The organism is Bradyrhizobium sp. 172 (assembly GCF_023101065.1).
Lineage (GTDB): Bacteria > Pseudomonadota > Alphaproteobacteria > Rhizobiales > Xanthobacteraceae > Bradyrhizobium > Bradyrhizobium canariense_D.
This window is the reverse complement of sequence record NZ_CP064701.1, coordinates 2,763,002-2,781,720: the sequence shown is the minus strand read 5'-3', so window position 1 is coordinate 2,781,720 and position 18,719 is coordinate 2,763,002. Positions and strand designations below refer to the sequence as shown.

Genomic DNA, 18,719 nt, shown 5'->3' with positions numbered 1-18,719 from the left:
TCCCTGACGCGCGGGCAGGCTTTTTCCTGTGCCGTCAATGGACTACGGATGGCTCAGTTTCCAAAGAAAATCACCGACGATCCCTATGCGGCAGCGGTGCTGATTCGCCGCCTGGTCACGGAACAGGGGATCCTCTACTGGCGACGCTACCTCGTCGCCTTCGCGCTGATGGCGCTTGCCGCCGGATCGACCGCGGGCGCGACCTACGTGCTCGGCCAGGTCATCAACCAGGCCTATGTCGACAAGAACATCCCGGGCATCGCGATGTTCTCGGGCATCACCGTGGTCCTGCTCTTCATCAAGGGCGTGGCGACGTACGGTCATATGGTGATCCTGACCAAGATCTCCAACGCCATCCTCGCCACCAACCAGCGCCAGCTGTTCGCCAAGCTGATGCGCGAGAGCGTCGGATTCTTCTCCGAGCGGCATTCGTCGGAATTTCTGGCGCGGCTGACGGCCGGCGCAAAGTCCATCACCGACGTCCTCAATATGCTGGTCAATGCGGTCGGGCGCGACCTCATGATGCTGCTCGCCATGATCGGCGTGATGGTGTGGCAGGACCCGGTGATGTCGTTCATCGGCCTCGTCGCCGTGCCGCCGGCGATGCTGGTGCTGCGCAAGCTGGTGAAGCGCATCAAGGGCCTCGCCTACAACCAGTTCACCGGCACCGCCGACATCCTGGAGACGATGCAGGAATCGCTGCAGGGCATCCGCACGGTGAAAGCGTTCACGCTCGAAGACACCATGCAGACCCGCATCGACGAGAACATCGCGATCGTCGAACGCAACGCCAACAAGATGGCCCGCGTCGCCAACCGCTCCAATCCGCTGATGGAGATGCTCGGCGGCTTCGCGGTCGCCGGCTGTTTGCTTTACGGCGGCTATAGCGTAGTCGCCCTCAACGCCACGCCCGGCGCGTTCTTTTCCTTCATGACCGCGTTCCTGATGGCGACCGAGCCGGCCAAGCGGCTGGCACGGCTCAACATCGACCTCAACAGCCAGCTCGTCGGCGCCCGCATGCTGCTCGAAGTCGTCGACAGCCCCGCGAGCGAGCATTCCGACGACGACAAGCCGGCGCTGAAACTGTCGACTGCCCGCATCGAGCTGCGCGACGTCAGCTTCTCCTATCGCAACGGTGAGACCGTCCTCAACCGCATGAGCTTTGTTGCCGAACCCGGCAAGGTCACTGCGCTGGTCGGCCCGTCCGGCGGCGGCAAATCGACCGTGCTGGGATTGCTACTGCGCTTCTACGAGGTGACGCAAGGCCACATCGTGATCGACGGCCAGTCGATCGGCGCCGTCTCGCGAAAATCGCTGCGGGCCCAGACCGCCTATGTCGGTCAGGACGTCTATCTGTTCCGCGACACCATCCGCAGCAACATCGCGTTCGGCCGCGCGGGCGCGACTGAAGACCAGATCATCGATGCTGCGAAAGCAGCCTGCGCGCATGATTTCATCATGGGCTTCCCGCTCGGCTACGACACGCCCGTCGGCGAGCACGGCACCCAGCTGTCCGGCGGCCAGCGCCAGCGCATCGCGGTTGCGCGCGCGCTGATCAAGAACGCGCCGATCATCCTGCTCGACGAAGCCACCGCCGCGCTCGATTCGGAGTCCGAGCGGCAGGTGCAGGAGGCGATCGAGCATCTCTGCCAGAACCGCACCACCATCGTGATCGCGCACCGCCTGCACACCATCATGCACGCCGATGCGATCCTGGTGGTCGAGGGCGGCGAGATCGTCGAGCAGGGCCGGCATGACGAGTTGCTCCGCCGCGGCGGCCGCTACGCCTCGTTCTTCCGCCTGCAGCATCACGACGCCGGTGCTCTGGCGCCGATCAGCGCAACCGCATAGAGTTCCCTTCACCTCAAGAGCAGCGAGATCGCACCATGAACGCCGCCTCCTACGTCATCCCGCTTCCGACCCAGGCTTCGCTTCCCGTCGTCGGGGAAAGCGGCCGTTATCCCGTGCGCCGCATCTGGTGCGTCGGCCGCAACTATCTCGAGCACATCCGCGAGATGGGCAATGACGAGCGCGCCCCGCCGTTCTTCTTCGCCAAGCACGCCGACATGCTGGTGCCCGACGGCGCCACCATTCCCTATCCGCCGCTGACCAAGGATCTCCATCACGAGGTCGAGCTGATCGTCGCGATGAAGAGCGGCGGCCTCAACATTCCCGCCGACAAGGCGCTCGACCATGTCTACGGCTATGCCGTCGGCATCGACCTGACCCGCCGCGACCTGCAGATCGCCTCGCGCAAGAAGGAGCGTCCGTGGGAGGTCGGCAAGTCGTTCGACTATTCGGCGCCCTGCTCCGCAGTGCAGCCGGCATCGAAGATCGGCCACCCCGCCAAGGGCAAGATCTGGCTCACGGTCAACGGCAAGGAAGCGCAGAAGGGCGACCTCACAGAGCTGATCTGGAACGTGCCCGAGATCATCTGGCAGCTCTCGCAGCAGGTGAAGCTCGCCGCCGGCGACATCATCATGACGGGTACGCCGGCCGGCGTGTCGCAGCTCCAGCCCGGCGACAAGCTCGAATGTGGCGTCGACGGCGTCGGCACGCTGAAGGTGAGCATCGGTCAGCCGGAATAAGGCTGGGCTCGAGATCACGGGACAGCAAAGCCCCGGGCATCGCGTCCGGGGCTTTTTTGCGGATTCAAGTTCGCCGCTCGTACGCCCCCGCGGCGTTGATGTCCTTTCCCGTGTAATCGGTCATCATCGCGGTCGCCACCAGCGTCACGACGGCGCAAATCGCGATGTAGACCGCGATCGCGGTCGCCGAGTGGAACGTGCCGTACAGCCAGGTAGCGATCAGCGGTGCGGGGCCGCCGGCGATCACGGATGCGAGCTGATAGCCGAGCGAGGAGCCGCTGTAGCGCAGGCGTCCGGTGAAGCTCTCGGCGATCAAGGCGGCTTGCGGTCCATACTGCATGTCGTGCGGAATCAGCGACAGGATGATCGCGAGGAAGATGATGGTCAGCGACCCCGTATTGAGCATGGCGAAATAGACGAAGCCGAAGATGCCCGTCACGGCAGCGCCGAGCATATACATGTTCTTGCGGCCGATCTGATCGGAGATATGTCCGCACAGCGGGATCGACACGAACGACAGCACCGAGGCCGAGAGCACCGCGGTCAGCAGGAAGTCGCGCGATACGTGCAGGGTGCCGATGCCATAGGAGAATACGAACGCCGTGAAGATGTAGAACGGCGCCTGCTCCGACATGCGCGCAAAGGCAGACAGTAGGATCTCCTTCGGGTATTCCCGGATCACCGTGAGCATCGGCGTGCGATCGACCTGGCGTTCGGCCACGAGCTTGGAGAACACCGGGGTTTCGAGAATGCCGAGCCTGATATAGAGGCCCACGCCGACCAGGATGATGCTGAGCGCGAAGGGAATACGCCAACCCCATGCCAGGAACTGATCACCCGCCATCTGGCTGAACACCAGCACGGCAAGATTGGCGAGGAAAAGCCCGCAGGGCACACCGAACTGCGGCCATGATGCGATCAATCCACGGGATCGGTCGTTGCGCGCCCATTCCATCGACATCAGTACCGAGCCGCCCCACTCACCACCGACTCCGACGCCCTGAATGAACCGCAGCACGGTCAGGATCACGGCGCCCCAGATACCGATGCTGGCATAGGTCGGCACCACGGCCACCGCAGCGGTCGCCAGTCCCATCAAGAGCAAGGTCGCGATCAGCGTGGATTTACGTCCGATGCGGTCGCCATAATGGCCAAAGATTGCCGCGCCGACGGGCCGCGCGGCGAATCCGACCGCGTAGATCGCAAACGCCTCCAGCGTGCCGACCCAGGGATCCGAGTGAGGGAAGAAGAGCTTTGCGAAAACCAGACCCGTGACGGTGCTGTAAAGAAAGAAGTCATACCACTCGATCGCGGTCCCGATTGTGGAGGCGATCACGGCGCGGCGAAGCTGGCGCTGATGCTCGGGGGCGGTAAGTCGGGCGGCGTCGAGATCAAGGGTTGCCATGGGAGCGCTTCCTCAGATTGGCCCCCGCTTGCGTGGTTTCACCTGTTATTGTTGCTGAAAAAACGACATTGGGTTCCAAGGGTTCCAACCGAGCTGGGATGAGAGGGTAAAACTTTAGTCGGCCCACAAGCCCGGCGGCACTACCAAGCCTTCACCGGCCGATTGGCGTGGCTTGTCTGCGGCACACCCCGATTGAGCGACATGTGCGAATGCACACATAGCCAAGCATCGCCATGTCTTGAAAACACCATCGTGGCCCGGCCGGGACGTGGAAACGCGCTGCCGTCGGGATGATAGCCGGTGCTCGTCCACGGCACGATCACGGTCGCTATCGTGTCATCGGACGATGCCAGGACCGAGGCCTGGTTGATGACGAAACGGAAGTCGGACGTCTTCGGCCACACGTTGTCCCATTGCGTGGTGACCCATTGGTCGAGGCCGGGAATGACGTCATTGTGCGTGCCGAAGGCCAGCACTTCCGGATGGAAAAGCGGCCGCGCCGAAGCATAGTCGACCTCGCGGACATAGCCCGCGAAGGTCTCCAGCCAGTGCTGAAAGAACTGCGTGATATCGGTATTCGCGGTCGGCAAGGAGGCCATCGTCTGCTCCATGTTCGGCAACTCAATCGCGGCAATCTTTGTTGCCATGAGGCGAACCGTCCAGCAAGATATGTGGAGAGCACCGGTGGAGATCGATCGACCAGCCGGGCCGATTTCATGGAGCCAGACTCATGAGACGCCTTCTCCTGCTTGCAGCCATGCTTATCGTCTCGTGCAACGTTGCCAGCGCGCAGTCCGTTCAGCCCTATGCCGGTCTTGAGCATCGCCCCATCAAGGCGCTGTCGCCGCAGCAGATCGACGATCTGCGAGTCGGACGTGGCATGGGCCTGGCACTTGCCGCCGAGCTCAATGGATATCCCGGTCCGAGCCATGTTCTCGAGCTCGGTGATCGGCTTGATTTGACTGCGGATCAGCGCATCCGGGTTCAGCGCCTCTTCGATGCCATGAAGCAAGAGGCGGTCCCGCTAGGTAACACGCTGGTCGAGCAGGAAACGGAGTTGGACCGCCTCTTCTCCGCCCGCGTCGTGACATCGGAGTCACTCAAGACAGCCCTCGTTGCCATTTCGGAAACCCAGGCACTGCTCCGCGAAAGCCACCTCAAATATCATCTGTCGACAACCGCCCTGCTCGATCAGAGCCAAATGCAGCGATACGCGGAGCTGCGCGGTTACCAACGCCCTGATGGCTCCGAAGAACACAAGCACCGTCACTAAACGCGATCACCGCAATGCCAACAGCACGATGAGACCGAGGATCACCGCCGTCAGCGAATATTTGAGCGTGTAGTAGACGTTGCGATTCCATTCCTTGACCTTGCGGCTCGCAAGATGGATCTCGTAGAGCTTGCCGAACACCTTGTTGAGCAGGCCGACGCTCTCCCTGTCGACGTTCTGGGTTGCAGAGGCCTTGACGATGTGGTGGCTGACCCAACGGTTGATCGCGGTCATGAAGCCGTATTTCATCGGACGCTCGACGTCGCAGAACAGGATGATGCGGTTGACGTCGGTGGCATTCTCGGCGCTGTGGATGAAGCTCTCGCCGACCATAAAGGCCTCACCGTCGCGCCAGACGCATTCGACGCCGTCGACCAGGATGCGGCACTTGTTCGAGTTCGGCGTGACAAGACCGAGGTGGTAGCGCAGCGAACCGGCGAAGGGATCGCGGTGGGCGCCGAGCTTGCCGCCCGGCGGCAGCATCGCAAACATCGCACCATGCACGCTCGGAATGGAGTTGAGCAGCTCCACCGTCTTCGGGCACAGCGTGCGCGCCGAAGGCAGGAAGTCATCGTACCATTTCAGGTAAAAGCGTTTCCAGCCGCTCTTGAAGAACGAATAGAAGCCCCAATCGTTGTTCTTCGCCGCCGCGCGAATGAAGCCTTCGTCGAACAGGCGAACGGCCTCGTCGCGAATGGTCTCCCAATTTTCGCTGAGGGCTTTCAGCTCCGGAAACTGCTCCACCGGGATCACCGGCTTGTTCGGCACCGCCGAGCCCGCTTACATCAGCACATTGTAGGGCGCGAGATAGGCGGAGTGGTCCCCGAGCTGGCGCGCTAAGCGCAGCCGCTGCTTGCCGCGGAAATGAACGTAGATCGTCGATGCTGCCAGCACATAGAGAATGACGAGTTGCGGCGCAAAAAGCTGTTTTAACATCTCCCCCGTTCCCCGGTGATTCAACCGGGGACGTGATCTATCCCGACGCGGCCCGAGCGGCAAGATATTCGCCGGTGGGTTGCAATCACGCTCCGGAGATCAGGGCTGGGAACTTGAGGCCGAACCGAGCCGAATCAGCCCGTGACAGGGCCTGGAGGCCCTTGAAGGTCAGGCGCTTGGGGTCAGTGACGCCGGCAAGATACAGGCGGCGGATGAACGCGATGATGGTTTCGCGGTCGCAATCGGTCAACGCGACGACGGCGTCGACCGCGATTCTCTGGGCTTCCATTGGGCTCACCTCGGCCTTGCAAGTAACCCCGGCCGAGACAGGCTAGGACTCCGCGGTTAATCCGGCGTTAACCGTTCGGGCAACATGGCCGATTAACCCGACCCGCCGTATACGCAAAACAACGCATTGCCCGTGCGCGCAGCGGCTCACCGGGCAGTGATGCCGTTCTTGAGCCGAGCAAACTGTTTCTTCAGCCGCGGCACCGCAAAGTCCGTGAAGGTCCGCACCTTCGGCACCGAGAGCCGGCCCTGCGGACAGATCAAATGCGCGGGCATCTCGGGATCCCCGTGGCCGGCCAGGACAATCTCGAGTTCGCCGCGCGCGACCTGCTCACCTACCTGGTACGAATACATTCGCGCCACACCGCGGCCGGCGACGGTCGAGGCCACCGCCGCATAGGTGCTGTTGACGACGAGCCGCGGCGTGAACTGCACCGTGCGGGCGGCTGACGACCCGGCCTGCGGTGCAAAGGTCCAGGAATTGGGAAGGTGCGCCATCGCGACGATCTGGTGCTTGGCGAGGTCGCCGGGCTCGGTGATGCGCGGGTGCTGCTTCAGATAGCGCGGTGATGCTACCACGACACGGCTGATCTCACCGACCCGCATCGCGACCATTGCCGAATCCGCGAGATGACCGATGCGAAGCGCGACGTCGACCCCCTCCTCGATCAGATTGACCGCGCGATCGAACAGCAGGAGTTTTGCCGAGACGGTCGGATAGGCGTCGAGAAACGCATCGAGGATCGGCCGCAGCACCATCTCACCCGACACCACAGGCGCAGTGATCGTGAGCAGGCCGCGGGGCGCCGTGCGCGGCCCGGCCGCGATGTCGTCGGCCTCCTCCAACTCGGTGAGCACGCGGCGACAGACCGCGACATAGCGCTCGCCCTCCTCGCTCAGCTTGATGGAGCGTGTGGTCCTGTGCAGCAGCTCGGCACCGACCCGCTGCTCCAGGAAAGCAATGGCGCGGCTCACCGCCGCTGGCGAACGGCCGAGCTTGCGGCCGGCGGCGGCGAGGCTGCCCTCGTCCACCGCAAGGACAAACACCTTCATCGCATCCAGACGATCCATAGGTTTCCCGCCGGCCCATCGAGGTCAGACTGGAAGTTAGGCTTTCGCTCCTGCCGCGACAACCACCGCCGGGAGCCCACCCGGCATTCGTTCGCGGCGCGAAAGAGTGTCTGCCGGACAACGTGTATTCGCAGCCGGCCCGCTGCGGCGTACCTCGTCGACCAAGCCAGCCGCTGCTGGCGCAGGTTCTGAAAGCCAACAACAGGAGCCCATCATGGGTATCGAACAGAAGGTTGCCATCATCACCGGTGCTTCGCAGGGCATCGGTGCCGCCCTGGTCCAGGGTTTTCGCGATCGCAACTATCGCGTCGTCGCGACGGCGCGCTCCATTAAGCCGTCGGGCGATGAAGATGTCCTCACCATTGCCGGCGACATCGCCGACCGGAAGACCGCCGAGCGCGCGGTCTCGCAAGCCGTCGCCCGCTTCGGCCGCGTCGACACGCTGGTCAACAACGCCGGTATCTTCGTCGCAAAGCCGTTCACGCAGTATACGGCGGAGGACTATGCAGCGGTGATGGGCACCAACGTCGCTGGTTTCTTCCACGTCACGCAGCTTGGCATCGCCGAGATGGAAAAGCAGGGGTCCGGCCACGTCGTCCAGATCACGACGACGCTGGTCGACCAGGCCAATTCGAACGTGCCCTCGGTGCTAGCCTCGCTGAGCAAGGGTGGGTTGAGCGCCGCGACGAAGTCACTGGCGATCGAATATGCCAAGCGTGGTATCCGCGTGAACGCGGTGTCGCCCGGCATCATCAAGTCGCCGATGCATCCCGTCGCGACGCACGCCCAGCTCGATGCGCTGCATCCCGTCGGCCATATGGGCGAGATGTCCGACATCGTCGATGCCGTGCTCTACCTCGAGGGCGCCTCCTTCGTCACCGGCGAAATCCTGCATGTCGACGGCGGCCAGAGCGCCGGCCACTGAACGCTAGCGCCTTCGCGCACGAGGACGACATGACAGACGCAGATGCCAAGCAGCAAGTCCACCCCCGATCGCATCAGCGGTCGGGTTCGACATCACGGACTTCCTCACAGCAAACCCGGCGATATGCGGTAGCAGGATTGTCCGCATCGCTGGTCGGGCTTGGCCTCGCGCGCTTTTCCTACACGCCGCTGATCCCGGCCCTGATCGCCGCAAAATGGTTCGACCCGTCCGACGTCGTCTATCTCGGTGCAGCGAACCTGGTCGGCTATCTTGCCGGCGCGCTCGCGGCGCGGACCGTGGCCGCGCGCATCGGCGCCGTTCGCGGCTTGCGGGCGATGATGTTGCTCGCGACCCTCTCCTTTTTTGCCAGCTCGACCCGGTGTCGTTCACCTGGTTCTTCGCCTGGCGCTTCCTGTCGGGGCTCACCGGCGGAATCATCATGGTACTGGTGGCCTCCGTCATTCTGCCGCATATCTCGGCGGCGAGGCGCGGCATCGTCGGCGGCGTGATCTTTGCCGGCGTCGGGCTCGGTGTCGCCGCATCCGGCACGCTGGTGCCGCTGTTGCTGCAGCAAGGCTTGCAACAGAGTTGGTATGGTCTTGGCGTGCTCGCGGGCACGCTCACGCTGGTGAGTTGGTGGAACTGGCCCGCTGAGGCCAAGGCCGATACCGTGTCATCGCAGCGGGCGAAGCACGCTTCGCCCGCTGCTCGCGGCTTGCTCGTCCAATACGGCCTCAACGCGGTGGCGCTGGTGCCGCACATGGTCTTCATCGTCGATTTCGTCGCGCGCGGCCTCGGCCAGGGTATTGTTGCGGGATCGCACTACTGGGTGCTCTATGGCCTTGGCGCAATCGTCGGCCCGGTGGTCACCGGTCATCTCGGGGACCGCGCTGGGTTTAGACCGGCGCTGCGCGCCGCCTTCCTGATCGAAGCGGCCGCCGTGTTGCTCCCGACCGTCAGTACCGCGCCTCTCCCGCTGATCGTATCGAGCGTGGTGGTCGGCGGCTTCACACCTGGCATCGTACCGCTCGTGCTCGGACGCATCCATGAGCTGGTCCCACTTTCTGCCGAGCAGCAGCGCACGACATGGAGCCATGCCGCGACCAGCTTTGCGCTGTTCCAGGCGGCCGCGGCCTACGGCTTCTCCTGGATCTACGCACAGACCGGCGGCGATTATCTCGTCTTGTTCGCGCTGGGCGGCGGCGCCGTGGTGCTTGCACTCGCGATTGATCTTGCCCTGCCGCTTGCCACGCGCAAGGCTTAGAACGTCGCGGTCGTCGCGATCAGGAATATTGCATCACGCCGTCGTCGATCCGGCCCAACCGCAAGGAGACGATGTCGAGCGCGTAGTTCTGGTAGAGCCGCCACGGCTGCTTCGAGCCTTGCTTCGGCATCTTTGCGACCGAGCGCTGCACATAACCCGAGGTGAAATCGAGCGACGGCTGCGCCGTGATCGTGGGATCGTCATTATGTGGCATGCACTGCCGGAAATTGTGCCGGTCCATGTAGTTGATGAGCCGACAGACATATTCGCAGGTGAGGTCGCATTTCAGCGTCCATGATGCGTTGGTGTAGCCGAACGCAGAAGCCATGTTGGGCACGTCGGCATACATCATGCCCTTGTAGGTCAGCGTGTTGGCGAAATCGACGGCGCGGCCGTCGACACTGATGTCAAGACCGCCGACGACCTGGAGCACCAGTCCCGTCGCGGTCACGATGATGTCCGCCGCAAGCTCGCTGCCGTCCTTCAGGCGGATACCATCGTGCGTGAACGTGTCGATCTCTTTGGTGACTACGGAGGCGCGCTGCTCGCGGATCGCCTTGAACAGGTCGCCATCCGGCACGAGGCAGAGCCGCTGGTCCCACGGATTGTAGCGCGGCGTGAAATGGGTCGCGACGTCGTAGTCGGGGCCGAGCGCCATCTGCACGCCCTTGAGAACCAGCTCCTTCACCTTCGCAGGGCGGCGCCGACTGAGCTGGAAGAAGAACATCCCCCACATCACGTTGCGCCAGAGAATCAGGTGATGGGCAAGCCGCGTCGGCAGATTGCGCCGCAATTTGTTGGCGACGGGATCCTGTGCAGGGCGCGACACCACATAGGTCGGCGAGCGCTGCAGCATGGTGACCTGCGCGGCCGTCTTGGCGAGCTCCGGCACCAGCGTCACCGCGGTCGCGCCCGAGCCAATCACGACGACGCGCTTGCCCGCGCAGTCGATGTCGTCGGTCCATTTCTGCGGATGCACGATGCGGCCGGCGAAATCCGCAACCCCCGGAAACTCCGGCGTGTAGCCCGCCTCGTATTTGTAATAGCCCGAGCACATGAACAGGAAATTGCAGGTGAAGCGCACGGTTTGTGCCACGCCCTCGCCGGTGATGCGCTCGGCCTCGACGGTCCAGCGCGCCTCACTCGTCGACCACGCCGCACGCTTGACCCGATGGTGAAAGCGGATGTGCTTCTCGATGCCGTTCTCGGCTGCGGTTTCGCGAACGTAGCTGAGAATTTGCGCGCCGTCGGCGATCGCCTTCGGATCGGTCCAGGGCTTGAAGGAATAGCCGAGCGTGAACATGTCGCTGTCGGAGCGGACGCCGGGATAGCGAAACAGGTCCCAGGTGCCGCCGATACAGTCGCGTCCCTCAAGGATGACGTAGCTCTTGGTCGGACATTTGGTCTGAAGATGATAGCCCGCGCCGATCCCGGACAGGCCGGCACCGACGATCAGCACGTCGAAATGGTCTTGAGCCATTGTTTCCTCCGATGCCAAGGATTGTCTGACCGCGATCATTGCTCGTCAACTGGCAATCGGCCTGACACAACCTCGAGGAGACGCGTGCGTCACGCTCAAGACAATAAAGCCCCGGATCGCTCCGGGGCTTTGCATCGAAAATAGATACGATCAGCGGATCAGTAGCGGTAATGGTCCGACTTGTACGGACCTTCCTGTTTGACGCCGATGTAGTCGGCCTGGTCCTTGCGCAGCTCGGTGAGCTTGACGCCGATCTTGGCAAGGTGCAGGCGCGCGACCTTTTCGTCGAGCGACTTCGGCAGCACGTAGACTTCCTTCTTGTACTTGCCGTCCTTGTTGTTGGCGAAAAGCTCGATCTGCGCCAGCGTCTGGTTGGTGAAGGAGGCTGACATCACGAAGGACGGATGGCCCATCGCGTTGCCGAGGTTCACGAGGCGACCTTCCGACAGCATGATGATGCGATGCTTGTCGGGGAATTCGATCTCGTCGACCTGCGGCTTGATGTTGGTCCATTTCAGGTTACGCAGACCCGCGATCTGGATCTCATTGTCGAAGTGACCGATGTTGCAGACGATGGCGCGATCCTTCATTGCGCGCATGTGCTCGATCGTGATGATGTCCTTGTTGCCGGTCGCGGTGACGAAGATGTCGGCGCGGGGCGCGGCGTCTTCCATGGTCACGACTTCATAGCCTTCCATCGCCGCCTGCAGCGCGCAGATCGGATCGACTTCGGAGACCATGACGCGGCAGCCGGCCTGCCGCAGCGAGGCGGCCGAACCCTTGCCGACGTCGCCGAAGCCCGCGACCATCGCAACCTTGCCGGACATCATCACGTCGGTGCCGCGGCGAATGCCGTCGACCAGCGATTCACGGCAGCCATAGAGGTTGTCAAACTTCGACTTGGTGACGCTGTCGTTGACGTTGATGGCGGGCCATAGCAACGTGCCGGCCTTCTGCATGTCGTAGAGACGATGCACGCCCGTGGTGGTTTCTTCGGAAACGCCCTTGATGCTCTTGGCGATCTCGGCGAAGTAGCCCTTCGGCTTCTCCTTGAGCTGCTTCTTCAGAAGCGCGAAGAAGACTTCCTCTTCTTCCGAACCCGGCTTGTCCAGGAACTTGGTGTCGCCGTTCTCGGCGCGCAGGCCGAGATGGACGTACATGGTGGCGTCGCCGCCGTCGTCGAGGATCATGTTCGGGTGACCGCCGCCGTGCCAGTCGAACAGCTTGGCGGTGTAGTCCCAGTACTCGGTAAGGCTCTCACCCTTGACGGCGAACACTGGAATGCCGGCGGCTGCGATCGCCGCCGCGGCGTGGTCCTGCGTCGAATAGATGTTGCAGGAGACCCAGCGGATGTCGGCGCCGAGCGCGGCCAGCGTCTCGATCAGCACGCCGGTTTGGATCGTCATGTGCAGCGAGCCGGCGATACGGGCGCCCTTCAGCGGCTGCTTCGGGCCGTACTCCTCGCGGGTGGCCATCAGGCCGGGCATCTCGGTCTCGGCGAGCGAGAGCTCCTTGCGGCCGAAATCGGCGAGCGAAATGTCCTTGACGATGTAATCTGTGAAGCCGGGCTTCGCGTTCATTGCGGGCGTCCTGTTGTTGAATTGGTCATCCCGGGTCACCCTGGAGGGCGAGCCCGGAATCTCGATGCGATCGATTAGGAATTCCGGGTTCGCCGCTGTCGCGGCGCCCCGAAATGTCGTCGGTGATCAGACCGCGCGCTTGAGCGCTTCGACGAGATCGGTCTTCTCCCAGGAGAAGCCGCCCTCGTTGTCGGGAGTACGGCCGAAATGGCCATAGGCGGAGGTGCGCGCGTAGATCGGGCGGTTGAGATCGAGATGGCTGCGGATGCCACGCGGGGTGAGATCCATCGCCTTGGCCGCGGCCTTCTCGAGCTGATCCTCCGACACCTTACCTGTGCCGTGGGTGTCGATGTAGATCGACAGCGGACGCGCCACGCCGATGGCGTAGGCGAGCTGCAGCGTGCAGCGGTCGGCAAGACCGGCCGCGACGATGTTCTTGGCGACATAGCGGGCAGCGTAAGCCGCGGAGCGGTCGACCTTGGTCGGATCCTTGCCGGAGAACGCGCCGCCACCGTGCGGAGCCGCGCCACCATAGGTGTCGACGATGATCTTGCGGCCGGTCAGGCCGGAATCGCCGTCGGGACCGCCGATGTAGAACTTGCCGGTCGGGTTGATGTGCCAGATGGTCTTCGACGTGATCCAGTCCTTCGGCAGCGCCTCGCGCACATAGGGCTCGACGATGTCGCGAATTTGCTTGGACGAGATGTCCTCGATCAGATGCTGGTGCGACACCACGATCTCGCGCACGCCGACCGGCTTGCCGTTCTCGTACTGCACGGTGACCTGGCTCTTGGAGTCCGGGCCCAGCACCTTCTCGCGGCCGGAGTGGCGCGCTTCCGAGATGAGGCGCAGGATCTTGTGGGCGTAAAAGATCGGCGCCGGCATCAGATCCGGCGTCTCGTTAGTGGCGTAGCCGAACATAATGCCCTGGTCGCCCGCGCCCTCTTCCTTGACTTCGCCCGGCTGCAGCGCATCGACGCCCTGCGCGATGTCGGCCGACTGCGGATGCAGCAGGATCTCGATGTCCGCCTTCTCCCAGTGGAAACCTTCCTGCTCGTAGCCGATGTCCTTGATCGCGGCGCGCACGACGCCTTCGATCTGCTCATTGGTGACGGAGGCAGGACCGCGGGTCTCACCGGCGATCACGACCTTGTTGGTGGTCGCGAGCGTTTCGCAGGCGGCACGGATTTGCCACGGATCGATGCCTGCTTTCGGTCCTTCGCGGTAGAACAGATCGACGATCTCGTCGGAGATCCGGTCGCACACCTTGTCCGGATGGCCTTCGGACACGGACTCGCTGGTGAAGAGATAGGACGCGCGCATCAGTAACCCCTTGTTCCGCCGCTAGCTGGCGGGTGTTGCGATATTTAGCTTTGAATGATGTCAATCACGCCGGCGCGAGATGACGTAGGATTCGTCGAGAAACCAGAGCCCATTGTACTTTCGCAGCACGTCCCTGGCGGCGTCCAGAGTGCGGCCGTTTTGAGTCATTTCCGTCAACCGGTCGTCCTCAATCTGAGCGACATACACCGCCGCATTCCAGGCTGCAAAGGCTGTCGAGGTTCCGATAGTGCCTGTCACCTCGTTGGGCAGCGCTTCCATATCATACCTGAAGATCGAGCGGTTATCAGCGTAAGCATTAAAATTTAAGTCGCGGCCCACCGAGCCGAGCTCGTACTTCACCGCGCGCAATAGCTCATGACGGCTCACCGAGAAAGGATTTTCTCCGGGCCAGATCGCCTGGATCATCTCCATGCCTGGATCCTGGCCATGGGAGTGAATACCGATCAAGCGGCCGCCCGCCCGCAAGGCCCGGGCCAGGGGCGCAATGATCCGTTTTGCCCGAAAATTGACCGAGGACAGCGCGCGGTATGGCTGGGATGCAATAACGAGGTCAAAATTGGCCTCGGCCTGGCCGGGCCGTGGAATGGTCGAATCGAGCAAAAACCGCTGATCTTCACGGTAGAGCACCAGCACGACAGGCCGCTCATAGAGCGGCATCCCCGTGCGCGGGCTGACCGCCGCGCGCCAGTTCTGCTCCAAAAACGGCTTCAACTCCGCGATTTGCGTCTCGAACTCGCCCGAGGAAGCTCCCCGCAGGGGAACCTCATGCCAGACAGTGGCAGCGGCCGCCGCGGGCGATGCCGGCGTGAGCCAGGGCGCCTCCGCGTAGAGCATGTTGGTAAAGACAAACACCGAGGCCGGATGCTCAAAAATGCGATCCGGCACCTTGTCCAAGGTCAGGCGGAGGTCCTCGAGACTGAGCTCCTTGCCGGCGACATAGAACGGCATGTGCGGAAAGCGCTGGTGCATCGAGCGCAGCACGCGCGCCAGTACCGTGCCGTCGCCAACGCCGGCATCGAACACGCGCAGCGCCGGGGGCCGGGGATGGATGCTGGCAAGCTCTAGCGCCACACGCTCGGCGACCACCCGCTTCTCACTGCAAGTGTGGACGAACAGCAGGTATTTCTGCCGGTTCTCGAAAAAGCGGAAATTGCCGCGCGGATCGCGCTTTTCCGGGGGCACCTGAAGCCCCCGCGGCGGCGGCACGCCGCCGGCCATCGATGCGGCCATGTAGGCCTGGATCCGGTCCAGGGTATCGATCGTGATGCGCTTGCCCTCTCGCAAGCGGTGCACGAGCTTCCCATCGTTCACCGCGCGCCGGCCGAACGTCGACTCCGCCATGTCCGCCTTACGGCAGAACTCGGTGATTTGGCTCAGGATTTCGTCATTCTTCATGGAGTGGGACGCGGTGGGCAGAAGGATTGGGTAGTGCCTCCTAGCAAAATCTGCCCACTGAGGGAATAGGGATAGATCCCCCTTGTTTGCCGTGTGCACAACTGGGAGGCCGTGAACCACCTTCCCTGCCGGGCAACAAACAGACGCCTCTCCTCTACGGGACCACCGCCAATGCGTCGCCTGCTCGTCGCGCTCTGCCTGCTTGCCGCAACCCTGTGGTCGGCGCCAGCTTTTGCACAGGCGCGCAACCAGCTTGGGCCGCTCTGCACCACCGACACCACGCCGGCGGAACAAATGATCGACGCCTGCAGCAAGATCATCGCGCTGAAGGTGTTCAAAGGCGAGCAGCTCGCGACGGTCTATTTCTGGCGCGCGGTGGGCTGGAACAAGAAGGGCGAATACCCAAAGGTCGTCACCGACGCCACGGAAGCGATCCGGCTCCAGCCGAGCCAAGCGGCCTACAACCTGCGCGGCTCAGCGTATTACGACAAAGGCGACTACGAGATCGCGGTCGCTGACTTCGACGATGCGCTGAAGCTTGGCCCGCCTGATGGCACCATCTTCCACAATCGCGGCAATGCCTGGCGCGGCAAAGGCGATTACGCCAAGGCGATCGCCGACTACGATATGTCGATCAAGGCCAATCCAAAATCGGCGTTCTCGTTCCAGAACCGTGGTATCGCTAAGGAGGCACTTGGCGATCTCGACGGCGCGCTGACCGACATCAACCAGGCGATCCGGCTCGACCCGACGCTGCCGCAGCCGCTGATCAACCGGACCGCGATCTGGCGTGTCAGAGGCCATTACGATCGCGCGATTGCCGACGGCAGCGAAGCGATTCGGCTCGCAAAAGAGAAGCCGCCCGTCAACATCATGACGCCGCCGAACAGCGTGCTGATCTCAGGCTACACTCATCGCGCGCTGGCCTATGAGGCGAAAGGCGATTACGCGCACGCGAGCGACGACTACAAGGCAACGCTGGCGATCGCGGCGTCCGATGCCGGCAGCAAGGCCAATCAAGCCACCACAAAGGTGCGGCTGTCGCTGATCACCGACGCAAGCGCACCGATCCCGCGCGATGCGCCGTCACCGACGACCGAGGCGGCAAAGGCACCGGCTCCCCAGCAGACCGGTGCCGCGCCGCCCCCCCGCGCCTGCTCCGGCCGCGCGCGGCACGCGCATGGCGCTGATCGTCGGCAACGGCGCCTATGCGCATGTCAAGGCGCTGCCAAATCCGCCCAATGACGCGCGCGCTGTCGCGAAGAGCCTGCGCAACATCGGCTCCATCGTGTCGGAAGGCGTCGATCTCGACCGCGCGGCGATGCAAAAAATGACGCGTGACTTCTTGCGGGAAGCGGCGCGGGCGCAGGTCGTATTAGTCTACTATGCGGGCCACGGCGTGCAGGTCGACGGTCGCAACTATCTCATTCCCGTCGACGTCGAACTCAAGCCGGGCGCGAGGATGACGGACGCGATGATCGACATGGACACGATCATGGCCGGCCTCGACGACCAGGTTCGCACCAACATTTTAATCTTCGATGCCTGCCGCAATAATCCGATGGCACAGCAGGTCGCATCAGCCAGCACCAACCGCGCCATCGAAGCTGCCTCGGGCCTCGCAGCGCCAACGAGCCTGGGCGCCGGCGCGACGCTCGGCGCCGGCACGCTGATCGCTTTCGCCACTGCGCCGGGCCAGGTCGCTCTCGACGGCGAAGGCGCCAACTCGCCGTTCTCCGCCGCGCTCTCCCGCCACATCGGCACGCCCGGCCTGGAAGTGCAGCAGATGCTGACACGGGTGCGGGCGGAGGTGGTTTCGACCACGAAGAGCAAGCAGGTGCCGTGGTCGAACTCGTCGCTGCTGGGAGAGGTCCATCTGGCGGAGAAATGAGGGGCGTGTTTGCTACGGGTGCGAAGCGTCGTGCCTCATACTCCGTATCGTCCCAGCCTAGTGCGCAATTGCGCACTAGGCCGGGACGACATCGGGGGTGTTGCGCCAGTTAACCCTCACTCACGCGACAGGCTGCGTAGAGCTCAATTGCCCCACACTTCCTTTGCGATGTCCACGGCGAGGCTGAGCTTGGCCCACTGCTCCTCCTCCGAGAGGATGTTGCCTTCCTCGGTCGAGGCAAAGCCGCATTGCGGGGAGAGCGCGAGCTGCTCCAGCGGGGCGAACTTGGCGGCTTCCTCGAGACGCCGCTTTATCGCGTCCTTGTTCTCGAGCTCACCGAACTTCGAGGTGATGACGCCGACCACGACGACCTTGTTGCCCTTGGGCAGGAAGCGCAGCGGCTCGAAACCACCGGCGCGGTCGCTGTCGTATTCGAGGAAATAGCCGTCGTAATTGGTGCCGGCGAGCATGGTCTCGGCAACCGGCTCGTAGCCGCCCGACGAAATCCAGGTCGAGCGGAAATTGCCGCGGCAAACATGCGTCGTCACCACCATGTCGGCAGGCTTCTCGGCCAGCGCGTAGTTGATGACGCGCGCATAGATCTGCTGGAGACCCTCGGGATTGTCGCCCCGCTCGCGCGCCTTCTGCAATTCGTCCGGCGAGCAGAGATAGGCCCACACGGTGTCGTCGAACTGGAGATAGCGGCAGCCGGCGTCGTAGAACGCCTTCACGGCCTTGCGGTAGGTCTTGCCAAGGTCTTCGTAGAAGGCATCGAGATCGGGATAGACGTCCTTGGAGATCGCCTTGCGGCCGCCACGGAAGTGCAGCACCGCCGGCGACGGGATCGTCATCTTGGCGGTGACGTGAGCCTGGTCGGCAACCTTCTTCAGGAAGCGGAAGTGATCCAGCATCGGGTGGTCATCGGGGAAATCGAGCTTGCCGATCACGCGCACCGCGTCGTGCCGGGTCTCGACGCCCGCAAACTGGATGCCGGTGTCGGGGTGAAACATTTCACAGCCGGTGAGCTTGGCCAGGAAGTCGAAATGCCACCAGGAGCGGCGGAATTCGCCGTCGGTTGCGAGCTTCAGGCCGAGCGAAGCCTGCTTATGCACGACCTTTTCGATCTCCAAATCCTCGATCTTGCGCAGATCGTCGGCCGAGATCTCGCCCTTCTCCAGCCTGGCGCGGGCTTCCTTGATCTTGGCGGGACGCAAGAGGCTGCCGACCTCGTCGGCGCGGAAGGGGGCTTTGGTTCGCTGCATTTCTTACTCCCAGTTAT

General features: G+C 63.2%; 14 protein-coding genes and 3 pseudogenes. 7 read left to right on the top strand and 10 right to left on the bottom strand.

The window, feature by feature from the left end; genetic code table 11:
- Positions 1-48 precede the first annotated feature (48 nt).
- The gene (locus tag IVB07_RS13200; RefSeq protein ID WP_247361686.1) at positions 49-1,851 is read left to right on the top strand and encodes an ABC transporter ATP-binding protein; all 1,803 of its coding nucleotides are present in this window, start codon (positions 49-51) and stop codon (positions 1,849-1,851) included.
- 35 nt (positions 1,852-1,886) lie between these two features.
- Positions 1,887-2,588, top strand: a complete 702-nt coding sequence (locus tag IVB07_RS13195) for a fumarylacetoacetate hydrolase family protein (RefSeq protein ID WP_085383345.1) — start codon at positions 1,887-1,889, stop codon at positions 2,586-2,588.
- A gap of 64 nt (positions 2,589-2,652) precedes the next feature.
- On the opposite strand, the gene IVB07_RS13190 is transcribed toward IVB07_RS13195, so the two are convergent.
- Both IVB07_RS13190 and IVB07_RS13185 read right to left on the bottom strand, forming a co-directional pair.
- Positions 2,653-3,993, bottom strand: coding sequence for an MFS transporter (locus tag IVB07_RS13190; RefSeq protein ID WP_247767717.1), 1,341 nt, complete (start codon positions 3,991-3,993; stop codon positions 2,653-2,655).
- A gap of 140 nt (positions 3,994-4,133) precedes the next feature.
- A complete protein-coding gene (locus IVB07_RS13185; protein WP_247364609.1) occupies positions 4,134-4,592 on the bottom strand; it encodes a nuclear transport factor 2 family protein in 459 nt (152 codons plus the stop codon).
- A 131-nt stretch (positions 4,593-4,723) separates the two neighbouring features.
- Between IVB07_RS13185 and IVB07_RS13180 the strand changes: the two genes are divergently transcribed.
- Positions 4,724-5,266, top strand: coding sequence for a periplasmic heavy metal sensor (locus tag IVB07_RS13180; protein ID WP_247361682.1), 543 nt, complete (start codon positions 4,724-4,726; stop codon positions 5,264-5,266).
- 6 nt (positions 5,267-5,272) lie between these two features.
- Here IVB07_RS13180 and IVB07_RS13175 read toward each other — a convergent pair.
- From IVB07_RS13175 to IVB07_RS13165, 3 genes and pseudogenes are all read right to left on the bottom strand, one after another.
- Positions 5,273-6,202: pseudogene (locus tag IVB07_RS13175) on the bottom strand (aspartyl/asparaginyl beta-hydroxylase domain-containing protein).
- Between the two features lie 85 nt (positions 6,203-6,287).
- Positions 6,288-6,491 (bottom strand): hypothetical protein, encoded by a 204-nt coding sequence (locus tag IVB07_RS13170; RefSeq protein ID WP_247364817.1) that lies wholly within the window; start codon positions 6,489-6,491, stop codon positions 6,288-6,290.
- Positions 6,492-6,637: 146 nt separating this feature from the next.
- Positions 6,638-7,561 carry a LysR family transcriptional regulator gene (locus tag IVB07_RS13165; protein WP_247406806.1) on the bottom strand — a complete coding sequence of 308 codons (924 nt, stop codon included), beginning with the start codon at positions 7,559-7,561 and terminating at the stop codon, positions 6,638-6,640.
- Between the two features lie 214 nt (positions 7,562-7,775).
- Here IVB07_RS13165 and IVB07_RS13160 point away from each other — a divergent pair, with 214 nt between their 5' ends.
- From IVB07_RS13160 to IVB07_RS13150, 3 genes and pseudogenes are all read left to right on the top strand, one after another.
- A complete protein-coding gene (locus tag IVB07_RS13160; RefSeq protein ID WP_247297097.1) occupies positions 7,776-8,486 on the top strand; it encodes an SDR family NAD(P)-dependent oxidoreductase in 711 nt (236 codons plus the stop codon).
- 29 nt (positions 8,487-8,515) lie between these two features.
- Positions 8,516-8,800 (top strand): annotated as a pseudogene (locus IVB07_RS13155) (YbfB/YjiJ family MFS transporter); the annotation flags it as partial.
- Entirely contained in the window at positions 8,701-9,750 is a 1,050-nt protein-coding gene (locus IVB07_RS13150; protein ID WP_247361679.1) for a YbfB/YjiJ family MFS transporter, read from the top strand. The pseudogene IVB07_RS13155 and the gene IVB07_RS13150, both read left to right, overlap by 100 nt.
- 19 nt (positions 9,751-9,769) lie before the next feature.
- On the opposite strand, the gene IVB07_RS13145 is transcribed toward IVB07_RS13150, so the two are convergent.
- The 4 genes from IVB07_RS13145 to IVB07_RS13130 form a co-directional block, all read right to left on the bottom strand.
- Complete coding sequence (locus IVB07_RS13145) at positions 9,770-11,230, bottom strand: NAD(P)/FAD-dependent oxidoreductase (protein ID WP_247406803.1); 1,461 nt, start codon at positions 11,228-11,230, stop codon at positions 9,770-9,772.
- Between the two features lie 158 nt (positions 11,231-11,388).
- Positions 11,389-12,810 (bottom strand): adenosylhomocysteinase, encoded by a 1,422-nt coding sequence (gene ahcY, locus IVB07_RS13140; RefSeq protein ID WP_007601979.1) that lies wholly within the window; start codon positions 12,808-12,810, stop codon positions 11,389-11,391.
- Positions 12,811-12,936: 126 nt separating this feature from the next.
- Positions 12,937-14,133, bottom strand: coding sequence for a methionine adenosyltransferase (gene metK, locus IVB07_RS13135; protein WP_247361674.1), 1,197 nt, complete (start codon positions 14,131-14,133; stop codon positions 12,937-12,939).
- A gap of 60 nt (positions 14,134-14,193) precedes the next feature.
- The gene (locus IVB07_RS13130; protein WP_018457294.1) at positions 14,194-15,549 is read right to left on the bottom strand and encodes a hypothetical protein; all 1,356 of its coding nucleotides are present in this window, start codon (positions 15,547-15,549) and stop codon (positions 14,194-14,196) included.
- Between the two features lie 171 nt (positions 15,550-15,720).
- Here IVB07_RS13130 and IVB07_RS13125 point away from each other — a divergent pair.
- Positions 15,721-17,440: pseudogene (locus IVB07_RS13125) on the top strand (caspase family protein).
- 143 nt (positions 17,441-17,583) lie between these two features.
- On the opposite strand, the gene IVB07_RS13120 reads toward IVB07_RS13125, so the two are convergent.
- Positions 17,584-18,702 carry a cobalamin-independent methionine synthase II family protein gene (locus IVB07_RS13120; protein ID WP_247361670.1) on the bottom strand — a complete coding sequence of 373 codons (1,119 nt, stop codon included), beginning with the start codon at positions 18,700-18,702 and terminating at the stop codon, positions 17,584-17,586.
- Positions 18,703-18,719: the final 17 nt, after the last annotated feature.

Bases quoted from the DNA above. Each gene is read 5' to 3' on its own strand.
- IVB07_RS13200 (WP_247361686.1), top strand. From the start codon at position 49: ATGGCTCAGTTTCCAAAGAAAATCACCGACGATCCCTATGCGGCAGCG.
- IVB07_RS13195 (WP_085383345.1), top strand. From the start codon at position 1,887: ATGAACGCCGCCTCCTACGTCATCCCGCTTCCGACCCAGGCTTCGCTT.
- IVB07_RS13190 (WP_247767717.1), bottom strand. From the start codon at position 3,993: ATGGCAACCCTTGATCTCGACGCCGCCCGACTTACCGCCCCCGAGCAT.
- IVB07_RS13185 (WP_247364609.1), bottom strand. From the start codon at position 4,592: ATGGCCTCCTTGCCGACCGCGAATACCGATATCACGCAGTTCTTTCAG.
- IVB07_RS13180 (WP_247361682.1), top strand. From the start codon at position 4,724: ATGAGACGCCTTCTCCTGCTTGCAGCCATGCTTATCGTCTCGTGCAAC.
- IVB07_RS13170 (WP_247364817.1), bottom strand. From the start codon at position 6,491: ATGGAAGCCCAGAGAATCGCGGTCGACGCCGTCGTCGCGTTGACCGAT.
- IVB07_RS13165 (WP_247406806.1), bottom strand. From the start codon at position 7,561: ATGGATCGTCTGGATGCGATGAAGGTGTTTGTCCTTGCGGTGGACGAG.
- IVB07_RS13160 (WP_247297097.1), top strand. From the start codon at position 7,776: ATGGGTATCGAACAGAAGGTTGCCATCATCACCGGTGCTTCGCAGGGC.
- IVB07_RS13150 (WP_247361679.1), top strand. From the start codon at position 8,701: ATGGTTCGACCCGTCCGACGTCGTCTATCTCGGTGCAGCGAACCTGGT.
- IVB07_RS13145 (WP_247406803.1), bottom strand. From the start codon at position 11,230: ATGGCTCAAGACCATTTCGACGTGCTGATCGTCGGTGCCGGCCTGTCC.
- ahcY (WP_007601979.1), bottom strand. From the start codon at position 12,810: ATGAACGCGAAGCCCGGCTTCACAGATTACATCGTCAAGGACATTTCG.
- metK (WP_247361674.1), bottom strand. From the start codon at position 14,133: ATGCGCGCGTCCTATCTCTTCACCAGCGAGTCCGTGTCCGAAGGCCAT.
- IVB07_RS13130 (WP_018457294.1), bottom strand. From the start codon at position 15,549: ATGAAGAATGACGAAATCCTGAGCCAAATCACCGAGTTCTGCCGTAAG.
- IVB07_RS13120 (WP_247361670.1), bottom strand. From the start codon at position 18,702: ATGCAGCGAACCAAAGCCCCCTTCCGCGCCGACGAGGTCGGCAGCCTC.